16 protein-coding genes are annotated in these 21,110 nt (G+C 45.8%); 10 read left to right on the top strand and 6 right to left on the bottom strand.

Features of this window, described 5'->3' with window-relative positions; translation table 11 throughout:
* Positions 1-128 precede the first annotated feature (128 nt).
* Positions 129-866 carry a cyclase family protein gene (locus IEW26_RS04985; RefSeq protein ID WP_188591481.1) on the top strand — a complete coding sequence of 246 codons (738 nt, stop codon included), beginning with the start codon at positions 129-131 and terminating at the stop codon, positions 864-866.
* An 87-nt stretch (positions 867-953) separates the two neighbouring features.
* Here the strand turns inward: IEW26_RS04985 and IEW26_RS04980 are convergent, their stop codons facing one another.
* The gene (locus IEW26_RS04980; protein WP_229729657.1) at positions 954-1,157 is read right to left on the bottom strand and encodes a hypothetical protein; all 204 of its coding nucleotides are present in this window, start codon (positions 1,155-1,157) and stop codon (positions 954-956) included.
* Positions 1,158-1,840: 683 nt separating this feature from the next.
* Between IEW26_RS04980 and IEW26_RS04975 the strand changes: the two genes are divergently transcribed.
* From IEW26_RS04975 to IEW26_RS04965, 3 genes are all read left to right on the top strand, one after another.
* Positions 1,841-2,848, top strand: a complete 1,008-nt coding sequence (locus tag IEW26_RS04975) for an ROK family protein (protein WP_188591480.1) — start codon at positions 1,841-1,843, stop codon at positions 2,846-2,848.
* Between the two features lie 228 nt (positions 2,849-3,076).
* Positions 3,077-3,880 carry a Cof-type HAD-IIB family hydrolase gene (locus IEW26_RS04970; RefSeq protein ID WP_188591479.1) on the top strand — a complete coding sequence of 268 codons (804 nt, stop codon included), beginning with the start codon at positions 3,077-3,079 and terminating at the stop codon, positions 3,878-3,880.
* Positions 3,881-3,902: 22 nt separating this feature from the next.
* Positions 3,903-4,541, top strand: a complete 639-nt coding sequence (locus IEW26_RS04965; protein WP_188591478.1) for a sugar O-acetyltransferase — start codon at positions 3,903-3,905, stop codon at positions 4,539-4,541.
* Positions 4,542-4,609: 68 nt separating this feature from the next.
* Here IEW26_RS04965 and IEW26_RS04960 read toward each other — a convergent pair whose 3' ends face one another.
* The 3 genes from IEW26_RS04960 to IEW26_RS04950 form a co-directional block, all read right to left on the bottom strand.
* Positions 4,610-6,430, bottom strand: a complete 1,821-nt coding sequence (locus tag IEW26_RS04960) for an ABC transporter substrate-binding protein (protein WP_188591477.1) — start codon at positions 6,428-6,430, stop codon at positions 4,610-4,612.
* Between the two features lie 729 nt (positions 6,431-7,159).
* Entirely contained in the window at positions 7,160-8,674 is a 1,515-nt protein-coding gene (locus tag IEW26_RS04955; RefSeq protein WP_188591476.1) for an ABC transporter permease, read from the bottom strand.
* A 12-nt stretch (positions 8,675-8,686) separates the two neighbouring features.
* Positions 8,687-10,132 carry an ABC transporter permease gene (locus tag IEW26_RS04950; protein WP_444543960.1) on the bottom strand — a complete coding sequence of 482 codons (1,446 nt, stop codon included), beginning with the start codon at positions 10,130-10,132 and terminating at the stop codon, positions 8,687-8,689.
* Between the two features lie 141 nt (positions 10,133-10,273).
* Here IEW26_RS04950 and IEW26_RS04945 point away from each other — a divergent pair, with 141 nt between their 5' ends.
* Positions 10,274-12,025, top strand: coding sequence for an ABC transporter ATP-binding protein (locus IEW26_RS04945; RefSeq protein ID WP_188591474.1), 1,752 nt, complete (start codon positions 10,274-10,276; stop codon positions 12,023-12,025).
* Positions 12,026-12,097: 72 nt separating this feature from the next.
* On the opposite strand, the gene IEW26_RS04940 is transcribed toward IEW26_RS04945, so the two are convergent.
* Both IEW26_RS04940 and IEW26_RS04935 read right to left on the bottom strand, forming a co-directional pair.
* Entirely contained in the window at positions 12,098-12,904 is an 807-nt protein-coding gene (locus tag IEW26_RS04940) for a hypothetical protein (RefSeq protein WP_188591473.1), read from the bottom strand.
* 137 nt (positions 12,905-13,041) lie between these two features.
* A complete protein-coding gene (locus tag IEW26_RS04935) occupies positions 13,042-14,106 on the bottom strand; it encodes a suppressor of fused domain protein (protein WP_188591689.1) in 1,065 nt (354 codons plus the stop codon).
* A gap of 151 nt (positions 14,107-14,257) precedes the next feature.
* On the opposite strand from IEW26_RS04935, the gene IEW26_RS04930 reads away from it, so the two are divergent.
* From IEW26_RS04930 to licT, 5 genes are all read left to right on the top strand, one after another.
* Entirely contained in the window at positions 14,258-14,551 is a 294-nt protein-coding gene (locus tag IEW26_RS04930; protein WP_188591472.1) for an MbcA/ParS/Xre antitoxin family protein, read from the top strand.
* Positions 14,552-14,850: 299 nt separating this feature from the next.
* On the top strand, positions 14,851-16,308 hold the full coding sequence (locus IEW26_RS04925; RefSeq protein ID WP_188591471.1) for a glycoside hydrolase family 1 protein: 1,458 nt from the start codon (positions 14,851-14,853) through the stop codon (positions 16,306-16,308).
* A 239-nt stretch (positions 16,309-16,547) separates the two neighbouring features.
* On the top strand, positions 16,548-18,227 hold the full coding sequence (locus IEW26_RS04920) for an S-layer homology domain-containing protein (RefSeq protein ID WP_188591470.1): 1,680 nt from the start codon (positions 16,548-16,550) through the stop codon (positions 18,225-18,227).
* A gap of 247 nt (positions 18,228-18,474) precedes the next feature.
* Positions 18,475-19,890: a glycoside hydrolase family 1 protein gene (locus IEW26_RS04915; RefSeq protein ID WP_188591469.1), complete on the top strand. Its 1,416-nt coding sequence runs from the start codon at positions 18,475-18,477 to the stop codon at positions 19,888-19,890.
* 265 nt (positions 19,891-20,155) lie between these two features.
* Positions 20,156-21,007, top strand: a complete 852-nt coding sequence (gene licT, locus IEW26_RS04910) for a BglG family transcription antiterminator LicT (protein ID WP_111272041.1) — start codon at positions 20,156-20,158, stop codon at positions 21,005-21,007.
* The last annotated feature ends 103 nt before the right edge of the window (positions 21,008-21,110 follow it).

Genomic DNA, 21,110 nt, shown 5'->3' with positions numbered 1-21,110 from the left:
TCTGAAGATCACGGCCGTTCTCCACACAGGAGAGCGGCTTTTTATATTTACAATTGCATATTCACCATTGCATAACATTGAGATATAATAGGAGAAATTTCTTCCATTCTACATAAGAGGTGAGACGTATGACCAACGAAATTATACAAGCTATTCAAGTGTTAAAAGAGAAGAAATGGGTTGATCTTACGCATACTTTTGGCCCTGCATCTCCGCATTTCTCTGCTTTTGATGCTGCGCAGTTTGATACGCTGTTTAACCATGATCAAGGTTTCTTTGCCCAGAGCTTCAAGTTCCCCGGCCAGTACGGCACGCATCTGGATGCACCGATTCACTTTGTGCGTGACACGCGTTATCTCGATGAATTGGGACTCAAAGAGCTGGTGCTGCCTCTCGTCGTAATCGATCAATCAGCTGCTGTTGAGAGTAATCCCGATTTCACCTTGGACGTGGAGCATATCCTTGAATTTGAGCAAGCGCATGGCAGGATTGAAGCGGGCAGCTTCGTGGCCCTGCGGACCGACTGGAGCAAGCGCTGGCCTAACCATGAGGACTTTGACAACAAGGATGCTGATGGCAATAATCATGCACCGGGATGGTCTGTTGCTGCATTGACCTTCCTGTTTGAAGAACGCCATATCAAAGCCATCGGGCATGAAACGTTTGATACAGATGCTGCGGTAGATTATCAAAAAAATGGGGCTCTGCTTGCCGAATATTACGTACTGGCTCAGGATACATATCAGGTAGAATTGTTAACCAATCTGGATCAGGTTCCCGCCAAAGGAGCCGTCATTTTCAACATTGTTCCGAAAGCGGAGAAAGCATCCGGATTTCCCGTTCGGTCGTTTGCAATTTTACCTTAATCATGGAAAACGCCACAAGTTACTCTAAAACTATGTAATGAATCGAGGGAGGCTTATTGGGCCTCCTTATATCATGTTCAACTCTATTTACTTATGGTTAGAAGAGGAGTCCGAGCTAAATCGTTCAGAGATGCTCTTCTTGATCTTGCGCCGCCGCAACCAGCGTTTAACTACACCTTCCTCTTTGCGTTCCTGCAATGTTTCCTTCATGCCCTGGATCATAAACTCGGATCGGCGTCTGTCGTCACGGCTAATTCTGCGCAATTCTTTAATAAATTTGTCATCCATCATATTATGCCTCGCTCATTCAGTGTATGTTGTTATTATACCGAACATACGTTCCTTTATCAAGTTTTTCCATATAAATAATCCATATGATCTTATTCGTGAGAAGAAGCACAGGGTTTTATCTTCAGTTATGAGTCCCGAACGCTACTGGGCTTGGAGTTTTTCCTTGTATACGGGGCATGTTTTGCTTATCTGGATCGTTTTGCAGATGTTCTGGATTCAGAATGTTTCGCTCCTTCATTTGTTCTATTTTGCCTGGGGGCTCGGTATCCAGACTGTAACTTTGCTGCCAGACATCCAACAGAGATATACCGTAAAGTGATAGTTCAAGTACTTTCTCAGAGTGGCTAACGTTTTTTCTATATTGACAAGGAAATATGATGCTTGCATACTTATGATAAAAACTTTATAAAGTATATTTATTAATGTCTCACTAATGAAACCAAATAAATGAAGGAGGTGAGAGGCGTGTGGCATACGTCATTATGGCCCTGATCATCTGGGCGGGTGTTTATGTAAATATGACTTTGTGCAAACAACCAATGGATGTTCAACCTGTAAAATCTATAGACGATCTGTTTGAATGAACGTCATGCGTTGAAGCAATATATTATGTTATGATTGGAGCACGATAACAAGAATATGATTGCTTTGGTTATTGGAACCGGGGTAGAAACGAGAGGCTTATGAAAAAAGCGAACGCTACAATGATGAAACACATTAACATGAATATTGTGCGTGAAGTCATGCAGCAGATTGAAACGGCAACGAAACCGCAGCTTGCTTCCCTAACGAATCTTAGCGTGGTAACCATTAATGCGCTCATTCAGGAGCTGTGCGAGGACGGTGAGCTGCTTCAGGATAAAATCGTTCCATCAAATGGAGGACGCCCTGCCCAGGCTTATCGATATAATTATAACTATAGGCTTGCTTTGGTTCTGTCCTTGAAGGAGATGAAAGGTCAGGAGCTGATCTCGGCAGTGGTAATCAATCTGGAGAATGAAGTTCTGTTGAAAGAAGAGAGTCTTCTGAGCGTTTTAAATAAACAGCATGTGCTTGAGTTAATTGAGCGTTGTATTGCGGCGTATCCTTCCATTCATATGATCGGAATCGGTATCCCCGGACAGGTCGTTGATGGAGACATTACCGTAAGCAGCCATGACGAACTTATCCACTCTCGTTTGATTCAGGAGATCGAAAGCAAGTCTGGATTGCAAATTATTGTGGAGAACGATGTGAATTCGGCGATTAGCGGATATTGCAGCTTACATGAGGATACGAAGGAGAAGAGTGTGGCAGGCATTTATTTTCCCAATCGTTATCCGCCCGGGATGGGCATGATGCTGAACGGACACATTATACGTGGTAAAAACGGCATGTTTGGTGAGATCAAGTATCTTCCTGGTTCTCCTGATTGGAAAGGGGATATCAGTAACTCGGATTTCACAGAGCAGGTGTGCCGGATTTTGCACACAGTCAATGCTGTTGCTGCCCCGCACGAGATTGTGATCTATCAGGAGAGGGTTCACAGAGAAGAGCTGCATTCGGCATGGGAACAATATATACAGCAGCACCCTATGCCTGCTCTGCCTGAGATCGTACATCAGAGCTCATTTCAGCATGATTTTGATGCAGGGTTAAGAGGCATGGTGCTTGAAGCATTGAAGGCTTCCATTTTATCTGAAGTTATATAATCCGCAGAACAGGTTCTGTGGATTTTTACTTTTCAAGGGAGCAGACGACCTGATCGAAACTTTGTATTGACATGAAACCAGTTACACGAAGTACGATCATGTGGAGGACAGGATGACTTGCAGATACTTCATAAATATTGTTAATAAAGATTATTTAGTAAGTTATATCCAGCATAAGTGATCCTTCGTCCTTTGATTTTCCTAAATAAATTAATGGAGGCACTTAGCATGATTAAACTTGTTGTAACCGATCTGGACGGAACGTTTCTGAACAGTCAAGGATCATTTGATATGCAATGGTTTAAAGAAGTTCATGAAGAGATGAAACATAAAGGTGTTACTTTTGTAGCGTGTACCGGAAAGCAGTGCGAACGTGTGGAGAAATTATTCGGCGAACATGGAGAAGGTGTATGGATTCTTGGGGACAGTGCTGCCAGAATCAAAAAGGACGGGCAGGTGGTTCGGGAGTTTAGTATGGAGCGCACATTGGCGTTGCAGGCCATCGAGAAGATTCGGTCGTTTGATCCTCAGATGACGATTATCGTGTGTGCAAGCGATGCCGCTTATGTGCATTCTTCCATTCCGGATGAGATGTATGACGTTGTGAAAAGCTCGTATGAACAGGTCATCAAAACGGATTCTTTTGCAGGCATCAGCACTTCCTTTATAAAAATTACGGTATTCGATCCACAAGGACGCTGTACAGCACTGCGTAAACATGTGGAACAGACCATGGAAGGGCAAATCTATATTGTTGATTCTGAACCTCGGTGGCTGGATATTACGGCGCTGCATACGCATAAAGGTGAAACGGTCAAAACATTGCAGAAGATGCTGGGAGTAACTCCCCACGAGACGATGTCTTTTGGTGATGGAGAAAATGATGTGGAGCTGATGGGGATTGCCAGATACAGCTTTGCGATGAGCAATGCCTGTGAGAATACAAAACGCGCAGCTCAGTTTATTACCAAATCCAATGACGAAAACGGTGTGCTGGTCACGATCCGGGCCATGATGGACTTACAGGATTAAGCATAGATGAGGGGGAGTCGCGATGCGTGAGGAAGAAAGAATCCTGAGAGGTATGCTGTTTAATCCGGGTGATCCGGAACTGAAGGAAATCAAGATGAAAGCTCATCATCTCAGTCAGCGTTATAGCCAATCCTTTGAAGAACAGACGGAGGAAAGAGGGCAGATATTACAACAGCTGCTGGGTGAGTTGGGGGAAGGCGGATTTATGCAGGGTCCCATTTTCTTTCACTATGGTGTGCATACCCGGATCGGTCACCACTTTTTTGCGAATTATAACCTGACCATACAGGATGATGCACAAGTGACGATTGGAGACTATACCAGCTTTGGCCCGAATGTCACCATCGTAACTCCCTTGCATCCCTTGATTGCAAGTGAAAGGAGACAGATGGTGAATCAGCATGGTGAATTGAAGTCGCTATGTTATGCCAAACCGGTTACGATCGGCAATGATGTATGGCTATCCGCCAATGTTACAGTGTGTGGTGGCGTTACAATCGGGGACGGATGTGTCATTGGAGCAGGAAGTGTCGTTACACGTGACATCCCTCCGAATACGCTCGCAGCCGGCGTACCATGTAGAGTGATCCGCAGCATTACAGAGGCGGATAGCATGAGGCATTATCCAGACATTTTGGCAGATTGCCAAGTGCCAGAATGAAATAACAGGAAAAAGGCTGTCACCGATGGATCTGCATAATCCCGGTGACAGCCTTTTCGTTCAGAGGTTTATTTTGACGCGTTATAGTTGCTCAGGAATTCCTTCACTTTGGCTGGATCAGCCTTGAGTTCATTCCCGGTTTGCACAAGCGGGCTTACGGTAGAGTAAGCTTTGATTTTGTTGTTTTTGTAAAATTGCAGAATCTCATCCTGATTAATGGAGTACAGCACTGCTTTTCTCAGATCACTGCTCTTGGCCACTTCACGATTGGCTGTGTTGAACAGCAGATACGATACGGCATTGCTTGGAATGCTTTGCAGCTGCAATTTGCTGTCATTCTGGATAATGTCATATTTCGTCTCAGGCACCCCGTAATACAGGTGGATTTCACTGCTGCGAAGTGCAGACAGAGCACTGTCGGCATCCGCGATGAAGCGTACGTTTACCTGATCAATCTTCGGTGCGAAGTCAGAACCTTTGCGGTACCCCGGATTTTTCAGGAAGACACCCTCGTAGTCATTTTTATAAGAAAGGATATAAGGACCGCTTGTATACAGTGTGTTGTTGTAGCTTGCACCCTCGGTTACGGTGTTTTGATCGCCATAAGGGATATCCTTGTTCACATCGAAGGATGCGACATCATAGGTATTGATGCTTTCCACTTGTTTCTTGGATACGATACCCGCCGATTGGTGCGCCAGATAATTCAGCACTTGCGGGAACGGTTCAGTGGTGGTTACCTTAACGACCTGGTATTTGCCTGCACCGTTATCAGCCTGATTTTTATCGCTCACAAGCTCTTTGATATCACTGTCCAGTCCTTGATTCAGCGCTTCAAGTACGGTTCCGCTGCCCCCGGATTGTTTCACGGCCTCCAGTGAGCTCAAGTCTGTGACAAGTTCTGCCTGCTTGATATGCTCATGCAGACTGTAGGTGCGGTGATCCGGCACGGAGTCTTTGTTTTTGGCACGGTCCAGCGAGAAGATGACGTCATCTGCACCTACACGCTCACCCGTATCAACAGCCTTTTTGTTCTCGATTTTGGCAAAATTGATGTCGTCACGAAGCACAAAATAATACTCGGAATTGCCATCTGCAATCGTAAAGTTACGGGATAGTGAACCATCCGCTGTCAATTGGTCGTCATCCGTCAGGTTGACGAGACGTACATACATGTTCGTATTGATCTGGTTGATTGAACCGTCGTTTCCTTTGATCGGGTCAAGGGAAGTCAGCACTGCTGCTGCTTGTGTCAAAATCAACGGATCTTTACTGTTCTTGGAGCTGTCCTTGAACTCAATCGGCTCCCACGCCAGCGCACGGGATTTGGACAGGCGAACGGTATCGACATTCAGAATGTCCTTGTTTACAGCCTGGCTTTTCAGAGAGATATAGAGTGGAGCGATATACGCCTGGTCCGTAACCAGACGGTCCTCCAGCTGTTTGTACGTTGCTTTGTATTCGTCTGGTGTCTGTGTTGCCGCCTGATCAATCAGCTTGTCAATCTCTTGGTCCGCAAGGATGCTGTAATCCCCGCCTGTTTTGAAAAGAGAACGAACCGCATAATCCGGGTTGCCCGTTACCGTTGTCCAGCTGGACACGGCGATATCATAATTCCCTGCGTCCTGCTGGGATTTAAAGCTGCCGTAATCCGGCTGCAGATTCAGCTTTACATTGAAGCCGTTTTTGGTTAGCTGATCGCGGATGATGTTGACATCATTCTCGGAAGAGCTCATGGCGAGCAGCTCAATATCGACTGCTTTGGTTGCCGTTTCCGAAGTGTCGGAAGGTTTGATCTCTTCCTGGGATTCGGTTTTTGTTTTCACATTGCAGCCAGAGATCACAAGCACGAGAATAAGCACCAAGGCGAAAAGTGTACGTTTTTTCATAATAATACCCTCCATTATGTTAATAGATGTGATGTATGATTTTTTTTTGAAATTGAACTATATAAATTGAACTAAAGAATATACGCAATCCACTCCAATATGCTCATCAATCCAGTCACATTAGTCAAATATCGTCCATCGCTCATGGCAAGTGGCAAGTGTGCCACCCCCTACTGCGAGCGCTAACGATCAGGAGAAGCCTTATTTCGGCATATTCGGGCTTTGGAAAATTCTAACGATCCCCAGAGACGCTATTCTGCTGAAACCAGCTTGATCAGGCTCATTTTTCAGGATTTCGAATGGAATAAGCTTCCTGGAGATCGTTAGAATTCAAATGTCCCCGATTCAGGGAAAATAAGCTCTATGGGGATCGTTAGCATTCCCTCTTCGACTTAAACAGCCTGCCAAGGCTGGTATTTTTGCCCCATTACAACGCGCTTTGACGATCATGAACCGTTAATCGGTATAATGTCGTTTCTTTAGTTCAATTTATATAAAAGAGGTTTACACGCAGCACTCCGATGACAGAATAACCTTCCAATCGCTGTTATCCCCAGATTTTTTAATTCCCCTTTCTAAAGGGGGAAATCCGGTGATAAAGGCGGAGTTTATGCTTCCGATGCAGCTTTCTTTCAGAAAGCTTTTGGCTCCGCTTTTCCAGGTTTTTTCTGTCCTCTCCGTTTCTGTGTAAAAGAATAGTTCAACTTTTAAAAATCATAAAATCTATCGTCACGCCTTCTCCAGCTTGGGATCAAGTGCATCCCGCAATCCGTCACCGAGAAAGTTAAACGAAAGCACAAGCAGAATGATCGCCAGTCCGGGATAGATCGCCAGATACGAATGAGTTTCCAGATAGGTGCTGCCCAGCTTCAGAATGTTGCCCCATTCCGGAATGTGCGGTTCTACACCAAGTCCAAGGTAACTCAAGCTGCTGGTTGCAATGACGGCCCCGCCGATCGTGAGTGTGGATTTGATAATCATCGGTGCGAGTGCATTGGGAATGATCTGCTTGAAAATAATCGTACGATTGTTGTACCCAAGCGCACGTGCCGCCTCGACAAACTCAAACGTGGATACATAAAGCACGCTGGCCCGCATCGTTCGAGCATACGTTGGGATGGAGCCCAGACTCAGCGCTATAATCAGATTTACCGTGTTTGCACCGAAAGCGGCAATGATTGCGATAGCGAGCAGAATGCCCGGAATGGCATACAGAATATCCAGCAGACGCATGATGATGTTATCCGTATGTCTTCCATAGAAACCTGAGAAGGCCCCCAGTGCCCCGCCAATCACGACCGGAATCAGTGTTGACATAAAACCGACAATCAGGGAAATCCGTGCCCCGAAGACGATTCTTGAAAACAAACATCGGCCGAAATCATCCGTTCCCAGAGGATAAGCCAGAGAAGGCGGCTGAAGCAGAGCTCCATAGTTGTTTTCCACAGCCATGCTGTAGTCGAACGTAAAGAAACTGCAGATCGAGATGGAAAACAGGAAGATGATGAAAAAAAGTCCAGACATCGCTGTCATATTTGGAGCAAGCCGCTCCCACAGATCATTCCAGAAATTTGTTCCCTGCTGCCCCTGTCTGCGCAACCGACGAAGGATAGATATGCCAAGCATCAGAGCGAACAGATTGCCTGTAATCACGCTAATGATCATCACCAAACCTACAACCGTCATCCAGCGAGGGAGAGGTGAAGCGGCATCATACCGGGATATAATCACCAATACAATCAGATCAATCACCAGCATACACAGGAGCACCGCCATGGATGGCAGAAAGGTATCGGCAACATAAGGCTTGAACACGTTGAGCGCCGATACACCGATCACAAACAGCTGGGTTAACAGGGTGTATACAGCAAACGTGTATTCAATGCTGGTTCGCTTCCGAATCAAATGCAGGGCCGCGGTGGCGATAAAAATATTGCCTGTAAAAGCAGCCAGCGTTTGCACCCAGGCAAGCCTGCGTGTCAAACCAGCTATCGCGCCCTGCTGTATCAGGTTATGTCTGATTCGAATGACGAGCAGAATTTGCATCAACGTGAAGAACAGATATACACCAGCCATGCCTGCTACTAAAGGCTGGATGGCCTGCTCGCTCCAGTCATAACTGTTGATCAGCAGCAGCAGAGTCAGCAGCACCGAAGTAATGCATGCAAAGCTGGCTTGACTGTATTGTTGCGAGGACTTGAGCCTGAAACGTGTTTCCTGTGTGAAGGAGCTTGAATTTGTCATAATACACCTGCTTTAATATTGTTTCATTTTGGAGCGGACCCTTGGATCAATAAACGCGTAAAACAGGTCAACTACAACGTTCACAATAGAGATCGTGATTGCTGTGTAGATAACTCCGCCCATAATACTCGGAATATCAGGAATGAATTGTTTATCTACAATATAGCTGCCGAGTCCGCTAATGTTGAATACCTTTTCTGTTACCGCGGCCCCGCCCAGCATAGCTCCGAATTGAAGCCCCACGACCGTAATAATCGGAATCAGTGCGTTGCGTACCGCATGTTTCAGCATGACTTGACGTTCACTTAACCCTTTGGCCCGAGCAGTCATGACATAATCCTCATGAATGACCTCCAGCGTGGAGGAGCGGGTCATTCGGGCCACCGCAGCCGTGAGTCCTGTACCAAGCACAATGACCGGCATAATCATGGACAGCCAGTTCTGCGGATTGAAGGTGGCGGGAAGCCATTGCATTTTAATCGAGAAATTCATGATGAAGATAAGTCCCTGCCAGAAGTTCGGAATCGACAATCCGATCAGCGCGATGAACATAAACGTGTAGTCAAACCAGGAATTAGGCCTGATCGCCGATATAATTCCGATAGGTAAAGCAATAACCAGTGCCAGCAGCAGCGAGATCACGGCAAGAGTCAGTGTGATGGGAAACTTCCGGGCAATCGTGGCTGTTACATTTTCATTTCCCGCAAAAGATTTGCCGAGATCAAACGTGGCGACACCTTTGATGTTGTTCCACAGCTGTGTCAGATAAGGCTGATCGAGACCATATACATGATTAAAGGCTGCAATCTGCTCCTGAGTCGCCGTCACGCCAAGAATGTTGGCTGCCGGATTAAACGGAGACAGGTACAAAATCGTAAATACAAGTGTGGCTACACCCAGAATGACAAAGATTGTCATGAGCACTCTTTCAAATATGTACTTGAGATACGCATTCCCATACAGGAACAGGATGAGGTACATGGGACAGCCTGGAAGGATAGACAAAGTCAAAAACCAGGGCTTGGCAATCCACTGACCAAATGTATCATGCATTTCCAGGCGGTATCGCCCCTGCTTCTCCAATTCGCGCTCTGTTCGTTCCTGCAGTTCCTTCTGAAGTGTTTCCTCAAGCCAGCTGTGAAGCTGCTGATTGAACGCTGCCTCACTGACCTCCTGTTTGAAGAACCGATGCTTTCGTCTTAATTGCTCTTCAAGCTCCAACCGCTTGACCTCAAGGTAGGAAGTGCTTCGCAGTTCCTGTTCGATCTGCTGTCTGACAGCGTCCCATTGATCCTGCTTTCGATCAGAGCGCCAGAGCAGATAAATAATCAGATTTATCGGTAACCCCAAAATCAGCAGTACATATCGGTACACGGGATGAAGCAGCATTTTGCCATAAATGAAGCTCAGATGTGCTGCCAAACGTGAGGTGCTTTGGCTTTGTACTCCATCAGTCAAACGATAATACCTCCTTTCACCGAAGGTTAATTGCATTATTCCGATCAATATAGTATATATTAGGTAGGGTATGTTTAAATGTCAAGGTATGGAATTGTATACATATAAACTGATCGAATGCAGGAAAGGAAGGGTGTACACGTGGAGACTTTACTTCGAGTGAATGATTTGTCGGTCTCTTTTTACACAGGAGAGAGTGAATTTCAGGCGGTCAAGCAGGTAAGCTTTGAACTTCGAAAAGGGGAAACGTTAGGCATTGTCGGGGAATCGGGTAGCGGTAAAAGTGTAACCGCACGTTCCATTATGCGACTGCTTGCCTCGCCTCCTTCACAGATGAAGTCGGGTGAAATTTGGTTTAAAGGTGTTGACCTTGCCGGGAAATCACAAAAGGAAATGGAACACATTCGCGGCCGCGACATCGGCATGATCTTCCAGGACCCGATGAGCTCGCTTAATCCGACTATCAAGGTGGGTCAACAGATCTCGGAGAGCCTGATCAAACATCAAAAGCTATCCAAAAGGGAAGCCAAAAAGCAGGCCATTGCCATGATGGAACGGGTTGGCATCAAACAAAGCGCTATACGCTACAACCAATACCCGCATGAATTTTCCGGGGGCATGCGTCAGCGGGTAATGATTGGTATTGCTCTTGCATGTCGCCCTGAATTACTGATTGCGGATGAACCGACAACGGCTCTGGATGTGACCATTCAGGCACAAATCCTGAATCTGATGAAGGATATGCAGGATCAGCTTGGCACATCCATTATTCTCATTACACATGATCTGGGTGTCGTTGCGGGCATGTGTGACCGTGTTGTCGTGATGAAAGAAGGAGAGATTGTCGAGACGGGAACCACGGAGCAGATATTTGCTAATCCGAAGCATCCGTATACGATCCGTTTGCTGAACGCGCTGCCGCGTCTGGACGAGAAGAAAAAGCCGAAACCGGCTTCTCTGGTTCAACAAGAAGTACATGACGCCCAGCCCTTATTGGAAGTCAAATCCCTTAAACAATATTTCAATCTCGGCAAAGGCAATACATTAAAAGCCGTGAATGATATCAGCTTTCATATCCGTCAAGGGGAGACGCTGGGTGTTGTAGGTGAATCAGGCAGTGGGAAATCAACCACGGGGCGAGCGATTTTGCGTTTGCATGAGCCGACAGGAGGAGATGTGCTCTTCAAAGGCATTCCGCTGCAGCGCCTCACGCCTGCCGAGATGAAAACGATGCGAAGACACATGCAGATTATTTTCCAGGACCCGTATGCTTCCCTTAATCCTAAAATGAGAATTATGGATATCATCGGCGAGGCCCTGGATATTCATCAGCTTGCGGGCACTGGCCAGCAACGGCAAAAACGGGTGGAGGAGCTGCTGGACATGGTGGGTCTTGATCCATCCCACGCACAGCGATACCCGCATGAGTTCTCGGGGGGACAGCGCCAGCGAATCGGTATTGCGAGAGCTCTGGCCGTGGAGCCGGAGTTTATTGTCTGCGACGAGCCGTTGTCGGCACTGGATGTCTCCATTCAGGCGCAAATTGTGCAGTTACTTGAAGAGCTGCAGCAGCGTCTGGGACTGACGTATCTGTTTATTGCACATGATCTGTCGATGGTGAAACATATCAGTGATCGTGTTGCAGTGATGTATAACGGCAAAATTGTAGAGCTGGCCGAGAGTGAAGAGCTGTACACCAATCCGCAGCACCCGTATACCAAAGCGTTGTTGTCAGCTATACCGGTTCCTGATCCGGCCGTAGAGAAAAATAAACCACGTGTTGCTGCAGGGGAGCAAGACAAGGAAGGTTTGGACACAGGAGACCGATATCATCTGGAGCATTCCCGATGGGTTGAGGTGAAAGAAGGACATTGGGTAGCCTTGTCAGGTTAAGTGAGTGTTATTGTACAAAAAAAACAAGGAGCCCCGGCGTGATCGGTTTGCATCATTCGCCGGGGCTTGTTTTTATTTGAATTGAACCGACTTTTTAATGTTGTCGATCTCGGATTTGGTTTGTTCATCCATGTACGTGAAAATAAAGTTAAACGCATATCCCTCAATGATGGTGCTGTAATAATCCTGGGTAATCGTTGTTCCGTCGCCTGCATCCATCGTAATCTGCATCAGATCCATCTTTTTACCTCCGATGGTTTCCGTTGTGAAGTCTTTGTATTCATAAGGAAAGTTGCTATCCTCCATGAACTTCTTGGTGGCTTTCAGATAGTCTTTCCCTGTAAGAATGCCTTGCAGCAAGCTGACTTTCTCGGCAATAGCCATCGCGGAAGGGCCGACCTTGCTGCCATCGAGCGGGTATTGTGATGCCATAAGCAAATTCAGCGTTTTGGCTTGAGACAGCTCGATCTGTTTTTTCTTCGTTGCATCATCACCAGCAATCACTTCGGAAGTAGCACTAGTCAGCTCATTCATGCCCTCTGCATCCTGGAACTGCCAAGCTTCAGGGAATTTCAAGGATACGCCGAAATAATCATTGGTGTAAGAACCTTTCTGAGTTGTGCCCAGCTCTACTTTTGACGTATCGTCGGATGCATTGTTCTCTTCGCTGGAAGTGTTGGTACTGTCAGTACCAGTTTCGCTTGTTTTGTCCGTGTCATCGCTTTTGGATGCAGCGTCATCGGTGCCTGCAGTCGTTGATTCTGCTGCAGTGGAATCGTTGGATTTTGCATTGTTATCTGCCTTGTCTCCACAAGCAGCAGCCACAAGCATTACCATAATGAGCATAGCGAATAAAGATGTTTTTTTCATAATAGACATAAAAGCCCTCCTGAAAAGATGTGTGTGATTTTCTCTTTGTATAGTGCGGGTGAATATTGACGGCAGTGTTCTCCTATCAATAAGACAATTAACGAGTTCTTGAAACAACAATTAAATTATATTAATTGAACGATTGGTTATCCTATCGTTTTAATCACGTTGCCTTCCTGATCCTTAATCTGTGTTGGTACAATTTCGATCTGAAGCTTGTCCAGCGAAGGAAGCTCAAAGAAACTGGCCTGGGGACGAAGCTGACCTGCAAGCTCATCGACGGCCTGCTGATTTACAGTCAGCCTCACTTCTCGTTCGGTTTCCACAACAGATGGCTGGTCCCCGGCTTCAAAGACGATATTGATCTCAGGTCCAATCAGGGACAAGGTCGCTTTTTTGGCGATTCGACTGCGGAGAATGCTGCTCAGAAGTGTGGCCTGCTGGGCGCCCAACACAAGCTTGGCAGGCACATTTTTCTGTAACAGTTTTTTGCGTGCGGGCTCCCAGCTTAGTTGTTGTATGAATAAAAAGGCTGTGCTTGAACCGTCCACCTCAATGCCTCGCTCCGTAGCCTGGATCACGGAAGGAATATCTGCGTAGGAGTTTCTCATCAAATCCGTGACATACTTGGGCATGTAGCTCTCACAGGCAGCCAGAAAACCACGGGTATTCCAGCTCTGGATCATCTCCAGTTCCCGACAGGTTATGCCGACCATTTGAATGAATTGCACTGCGCCGTTAGGTGTCATCCGTTCAGGCAAATCCGGGTCTGCTACGAAGGCAAGTGCAGTCAGCAGTGTATCGGAGTTCAGACAGATGGGACCATTAGCATCAAGATAATCACCAGGCTGGAACAGATTGCCGCTATTAAACACATATCGTCCCATGTTCTGCAGCAGATTTAGTGCCCATGCCGGGGGCTCCGTTTCATCCTCTGTGCGTGTCAGACGAAACGTCAGCTCGAATCCATATCCACTGCGAGACGTATCCTCAGCTTCTTTGTCATAGAGTTCCGAGAAGCCATACGTAACAAAATGCCAGTGCGGCATCGGTGTATCGACCGCGTAGGCGCTAATGCCATCCAGGGGATCAGGCCCGCCAAGCATATAGGGGATTGCTGTGCCGTAATGTTTAGGCTCTTGTTCTCCATATAGTTGCTGCATCGCCTGGTCAATCGCATCCCAGCCGGAGGTATTTTCTTCATGTGACATAATCATTTCATTCCTTCCTGGTTGTTCTTTGGCCTGAAGATCATTTAAAATTAAGTGTAACTTTTAGAATAATGGCTACAAGGAGCTTTAGGCTGAATTATGAGAGATAGGACCTGAGGGGCACATCTCCTAAGAAAGGCAGGAATGTTACATGAGTATGAAAGATACTTGTTCATCTGCATTTAGACAGGAGCATTGGGACTCCTTCGCTCAGCTGTTTGACGAATGGTATACCCGGGTGCCGAACGAATGGAAAGAAAACGCACGAATAAAAGGAATTCCGGATGATATAAGCAAGGTGCTCTTATGTGAAATGGGGGACTATGCGTTCAAGTGGATGGATAAGAAGGTTCCGGCTCTAGGGGACCAAAGTCCTGCAAGTTATCTGGAAACGGTAGAAGGAGCTAATGCGCTAAGGGCAGCGATTATGCAAATGCCGCGTTAATATTGCTTGTTAGATGAGATTAAATGCGGTCTGAAGCGGCTCGTTTTGATGAATTTGATTTTACAAAATAAATGTGTTACGCTTACATCACAAGAGCAAAACAACAGAATATGTTATAACATCTTTTGATGGATTGTAACTGTGAAGACAGGCAAAACCTAAACTGATGGTGAAATGTAGGCCCTTTTTTTCTGGTGCCATTTTACCCTGAGTTTAGGTTTTTCTTGTTTTCTGCTCTGTTTTCGAGCTGCTCTTGAACGATGAAAGACCAAAAAATATTTCGAAAAGAGGTTGTTATGATGACCACGGCAAAAAAAGGATTCCCTGAAAACTTCCTGTGGGGCGGTGCTACAGCTGCGAACCAACTGGAGGGCGCATTCGATAAGGACGGTAAAGGTCTATCCACAGCGGACATGATCGCTCATGTGCCAAAAGAAAAGCGTACGGGTGGACATGCCATGGAAATTTCCTCTTCCCGAATCGAAGAGATTCTCTCTGGCAAAATTGAAGAACGTTTCCCGAAACGCTTTGGTATTGATTTCTACCACCGTTTCAGAGAAGATATCGCACTGTTTGCTGAAATGGGCTTCAAAGTATTCCGTTTGTCCATTCACTGGGCACGTATTTTCCCGAACGGTTATGACCATGAGCCAAATGAAGCAGGCTTGAAGTTCTATGATGAAGTATTTGATGAGCTGCATAAATACGGTATTGAACCGCTTGTTACACTGTCTCACTATGAGACTCCGCTTGGCTTGACGCAAAAATATAACGGCTGGGCAAGCCGTGAAGTGATCGGACACTATGTTCGTTACGCAGAAACCGTATTTAAACGTTACAAAGATAAAGTGAAATACTGGCTGACATTTAATGAGATTAATGTGATGGTGTTCAGTCCGTACACGGGCGGCGGCATTCTGATTGATAAAGTAGACAATAAGCTGCAAACAACGTATCAAGCACTGCATCATCAATTTGTAGCAAGTGCTATGGTGACGAAGCTTGCACATGAGATTATCCCTGGCTCCCAGGTGGGCTGTATGCTTGCACGAATGGAAACCTATCCGGCGACTTGTAATCCGGTTGATGTTCAACTGGCTCAGCATGAGAATCAGCTTAACCTCTTCTTCACGGACATGCACGCTCGTGGTAAATACCCGAACTACATGGCGCGTTATTTTGACGAGAATAACATTGTTATTCAAAAAGAAGCAGGCGATGATGAGATTCTGCTTAACAACACCGTAGACTTCATCTCTTTCAGTTATTACATGTCCGTGACCAAATCGGCTTCTGCGGACGCTGCTGAAACTACAGGTAATCTGACGGGTGGTGTGAAAAACCCTTATCTGGAAGCTTCCGACTGGGGTTGGGAGATTGACCCGATCGGTCTGCGTGTAACGTTGAACAATTTCTGGGACCGTTATCAGAAGCCGCTCTTTATTGTTGAGAATGGTCTGGGTGCGTATGACAAAGTGGAAGAGGATGGATCCATCCATGACTCATACCGCGTAGATTACCTCAAAAAGCACATCGAACAGATGAAAGAGGCTATCAAAGATGGGGTTGAGCTGATTGGTTTTACTGCATGGGGCCCGATTGACCTCGTGAGTATGTCGACTTCCGAAATGTCCAAGCGTTATGGCTTCATCTATGTGGATCTGGACGATGAAGGCAACGGAACGCTGGCACGCTCCAAAAAGGATTCATTTGAATGGTACAAAAACGTCATTGCGAGCAATGGTGAGCAACTGTAATTCTTTCGCTCTGGACGACACTTTATCGAGTGCATGAGTGAGTAGATACACATCCGAAATAAACACCTGAAATATAGAGATATTCAGTGATGACATTCTTAGGATTGTTACCGCACAGGAGCGGGCAAAACCTGACTTAAAAGTGTGATATGAGCTTTCGCTTCATACAGCCCTTTTGGTTGGCGCTTGTCCGCTTTTTACTTTGCAATCAACCATCATATAAGCTGGAGGGGTTCTTTTTGAAAAAGTGGAACAGAGGCGTTAAACATGTTTCTTGTATGTTGGCATTAACGCTAAGTCTGAGTATGATCTGGCCTGGGGCAACAGGTGCAGAAAGCGCACAAGTTACGCAAATTCAGGCGAATACGTTTGTTGGTGATCCGGGTGAAATGGTCGAATCTTTTGACATTACGGTTGCAGACGTGGACAAATACAAAAATCTGAAGGCGTCGGACTTTGATATTACAGGAAACTATGACGGTTATCCGTTAAATGCTGCAGGAGAAATTGTGCAAGACAACTATGAAGATGATGGCATCACGTTGTCCATGAAGGATCATACGATCCACATGACCGTGAAACCTTTCAAATATCCTGGAGGTCTGAAATCCGAGTTTGCCGTAACCAGCAAAACATATCCAGAGCTTTCTTTTGATCCAAAAAGTGTAAACCAGGTGAAAACACGTACCGTCGATGAGTTTGTAAAGGCAGAATTTACAGCCAGCAACGGTGTGACGCTATCCTATAACCTGAAACGCAGTCCTTCCAAAGAAGCTAAGCCGCTCATGGTATGGCTTCACGGGGGAGGCGAAGTTGGAACGGACGGACGCAATCATCTAACTGCTAATCGCGGTGCAGTAGTCTGGACGGAATCGGGGTATGATACTTCTGTGCTTGCGGTGCAATATCCCGAGAATTACAGCTTCAAAATTTACAACAATGCAGAGCAGCTGCCAATCATGCAGGCCTACTTCGAAGCTCAGCATGAATTGATTCAAAAGCTTGTTGCTGAAGGTGAAGTAGACCCGGACCGAATCTATCTGTCTGGTGTATCCAGTGGCGGCGGTGGAGCATTCCGCTTTCTGATGCAGTATCCTGACCTGTTTGCAGGAGCAATCATCGTTGCAGCTAAAGATACCGTTGCGGATTATACGGGCTCCGTTGATGCGTTCAAGAAAGAATTGAAAGGCATTGTAAATGTGCCTGTGTGGATTATGCATGCCCAAAATGATCCAACAACAGATAGTCGCACAAGCTCACTTGCTTATCAGGCTTTGACAGAGATGGGAGCGAAGCAGGTACACTTAACGTTATATGATGATGCATACATGGATAGCCAGAGATTGTACGGAGGTTTGAAGCACTGGTCCTGGGTACCCGCGTTCAACAACAAAGAGGTAATCGCGAGTTTGTTCAAACTTCATAAAGGAACGAATGAAGAGCAGGGCACGGGTTCATCCGAGCATGGTGTACAACCATCTGAAGCAGTAACCCGTGCACAGATCGCTGTGATTCTGGCTGATGCTCTGCAGCTTTCGGAAGGAACTGAGGATTATCCTTATGTGGACAGCGCTCCCGACTGGGCTGCTGAATCCATTGCGAAGGTGACCAAGGCAGGACTAATGAAAGGAATCGGCAATCAACTGTTTGCTCCAGAGAATGAAGTAACACGTGCGCAGATGGCAGTCATTGTAGACCATATCTTGGCTAATAAGAATTGGAAGCCTGCTGCAGATTCGGTGAAACTGGTGTTTGGTGATGTCAACAGCAAACACTGGGCATATGAAGCAATTCAGAATAGCGCCCGTGCAGGTGTTATGACGGGAGTGAGCAAAGGCAAATTTGATACGATGCAAACCGTAACGGGAGTACAGCTTGAGCGGATCATGGAGCGTCTCGAGCAGGTGGGGACTAAGTAAAGTTAAGTACGGTTAGAAGATAAATTCTATATAGGTTGAACTATTTATTTACACTTGAACGGAGAGGACAGAAAAAACCTGAAAAAGCAGAGCGGTCGCCTTTATCACCGGATTTTTCCCTTGGAAAAGGGTATAGAAAAAATCTGGGGATAACAGCGATTGGAAGGTTATTCTGTCATCGGAGTGGATTGTGTAAAATCCTTAGTTCAATTTATATAGATAATCAAAGTTGAGAGGATGAATTCAAATGACAACACCATTTCCGAAGGATTTCCTGTGGGGCGGCGCAGTGGCGGCGAACCAGCTTGAGGGAGCATATAATGTTGATGGCAAAGGTTTGTCTGTGCAGGACGTTATGCCGCATGGTATTACAACACCAAGAACAGAAGGCCCTACCGAAGATAACTTGAAATTGATCGGTATTGATTTTTATAACCGCTACAAAGAGGACGTTAAATTGTTTGCCGAGATGGGCTTCAAGGTGTTCCGGACATCGATTGCCTGGTCTCGCATTTTTCCCAAAGGTGACGAGCTGGAGCCAAACGAGAAGGGTCTGCAGTTTTATGATGATCTGTTTGACGAGTGTCATAAGTACGGTATTGAGCCGCTCGTAACGATCTCTCACTATGAGACACCATTGCATCTGTCCAAAACCTATGATGGCTGGGTTAATCGCAAAATGATCGAGTTTTATGAGCGTTATGTTACTGTGCTTTTTAATCGTTTCAAAGGAAAAGTGAAGTATTGGCTCACATTCAACGAGATCAACTCTATTTTGGAAGAGCCTTTCATGAGCGGGGGCATCTATACGCCAAAAGAAAAACTGTCCAAGCAGGATCTGTATCAAGCGATCCATCATGAATTAGTAGCAAGTGCGCTTGCCGTTAAACTGGGCCATGAAATTATGCCGGAAGCGAAAATCGGATGTATGGTGCTGAGTATGCCAACGTATCCGCTCACACCTAACCCGGATGATGTGGTTGCGGCTATGCATGCGGAGCAAAGAAATGATATTTTTGCCGATATTCATGCGCGCGGGTATTACCCGAAATACATCAATCGTTATTTCAAAGCTAACAATATCAATATCAAGTTTGAAGACGGAGACGCGGAAATTCTTAAACATACGGTAGACTTTATCTCCTTCAGTTATTATGTAAGTATTTGCGAGACGGGTGACCCCGAGAAACGTAAAGAAGGCAAGGGAAACCTGTTTGCAGGTGTGCCAAATCCGTATTTGAAAGCAAGTGATTGGGGCTGGCAGATTGATCCGCAGGGGCTGCGTGTAACCCTCAATAAATACTGGGACCGTTATCAGAAACCGTTGTTTATTGTCGAAAATGGTTTGGGTGCCGTTGATGAGCTCATTACGGATGAGAACGGAAATAAAACAGTGAATGATGACTACCGCATTCAATACTTGAATGACCATCTGGTACAAGTTGGGGAAGCTCTTGAAGATGGTGTAGAAGTGATGGGGTATACGTCCTGGGGATGTATTGACCTGGTAAGTGCATCAACGGCAGAGATGAAGAAACGGTATGGATTCATCTATGTTGACCGCAACAATGACGGTTCGGGTTCACTTGAGCGTTACAAGAAAAAGTCCTTCCATTGGTATAAGGAAGTTATTAGTACCAATGGAGCAAGTCTTCAAAAATAATCGAGTATGGTCTGAAAGCCAAACCGCTTACGATAAGAGCTTTTCATGACAACATTCGATGAGAGCCATTCATTATGCGCAGATACGCATAAACCGCTTTCAGAAAAACGTTGTCATTTGCAAGCTTGTATGGTAAGATAGACCTAAGGCTATTGAATACTGGATTGTTACTGTTCAATCAGGCAAAACCAGAGGCAGGTATACATTGTAACCTGTCTGGGTTTTGCCTTTTACTACTTTGGCGGTGCAAGGTGATGTGGAGAAAATGAAAATTGAGAAGGTACTCAACAACAATGTGGTTACTGTAATTGACCCGGAAGGTAATGAACTGGTCGTTATGGGACGCGGAATTGCCTTCAAAAAGCATACTGGTGAATTGATCGACGAAAGTCTAGTCGAAAAAATATTTTCGCTCGAAAGCAAGGAAGTATCCCAGAAATTGAAGACACTTCTGTCCGATATTCCGGTTGAATATGTGGAGTGCTCGGATGAAATTATCCGTTACGCCGAGACGGTACTTGGTGAGAAGCTTCATGAAAGCATCTACATTTCACTGACCGATCATATTCATTTCGCCATTGATCGGCATCGTCAAGGATTACAGATTCGCAATGCGCTGTTTTGGGAGATCAAGCGGATGTACCGCAAGGAATATGCGATTGGCCTCAAGGCATTGCAGATTATTGAAGAAACGCTGGGTGTGCTGCTTCCCGAGGACGAATGCGCCTTCATCGCCATGCATCTGGTTAATGCCCAAATGAATGGTGAGATGAGGGAAACGATCAGTATTATGAATATCGTGAAGGATATTCTGAATATTGTTCGGCGCAGCTTTGTCATCGAACTCGATGAAGACTCACTGAGCTATTACCGATTCCTGACCCATCTGAAGTTTTTTGCTCAACGTGTACTGCAAGGTACGGCGATTGAGGACAAGGAAGAGGACAACCCGCTACATGACCTGGTGAGCAAGCAATATCCGGAAGCACATGCATGTGCCGTCAAGATTAACGATTATACGCGCAAAATATATCATCGGGTCTTGTCGAAGGAAGAAGTGCTGTATCTCACCATTCACATTGAACGTGTTGTGCGAAATGAACAAACAATTGAATAAATTTGGGATTGTTACTGCAAAAAAGGCAAAACCTAAACGTTGATTAATGATAAGCTTCTGAAGCTTGCATCATTATTCGGTGTTTAGGTTTTTTTTAACCTTT

This window comes from Paenibacillus silvae (genome assembly GCF_014639235.1).
GTDB lineage: Bacteria > Bacillota > Bacilli > Paenibacillales > Paenibacillaceae > Paenibacillus > Paenibacillus silvae.
The sequence above is the reverse complement of the archived record's forward strand: the minus strand, read 5'-3'. Positions and strand labels throughout refer to the sequence as shown.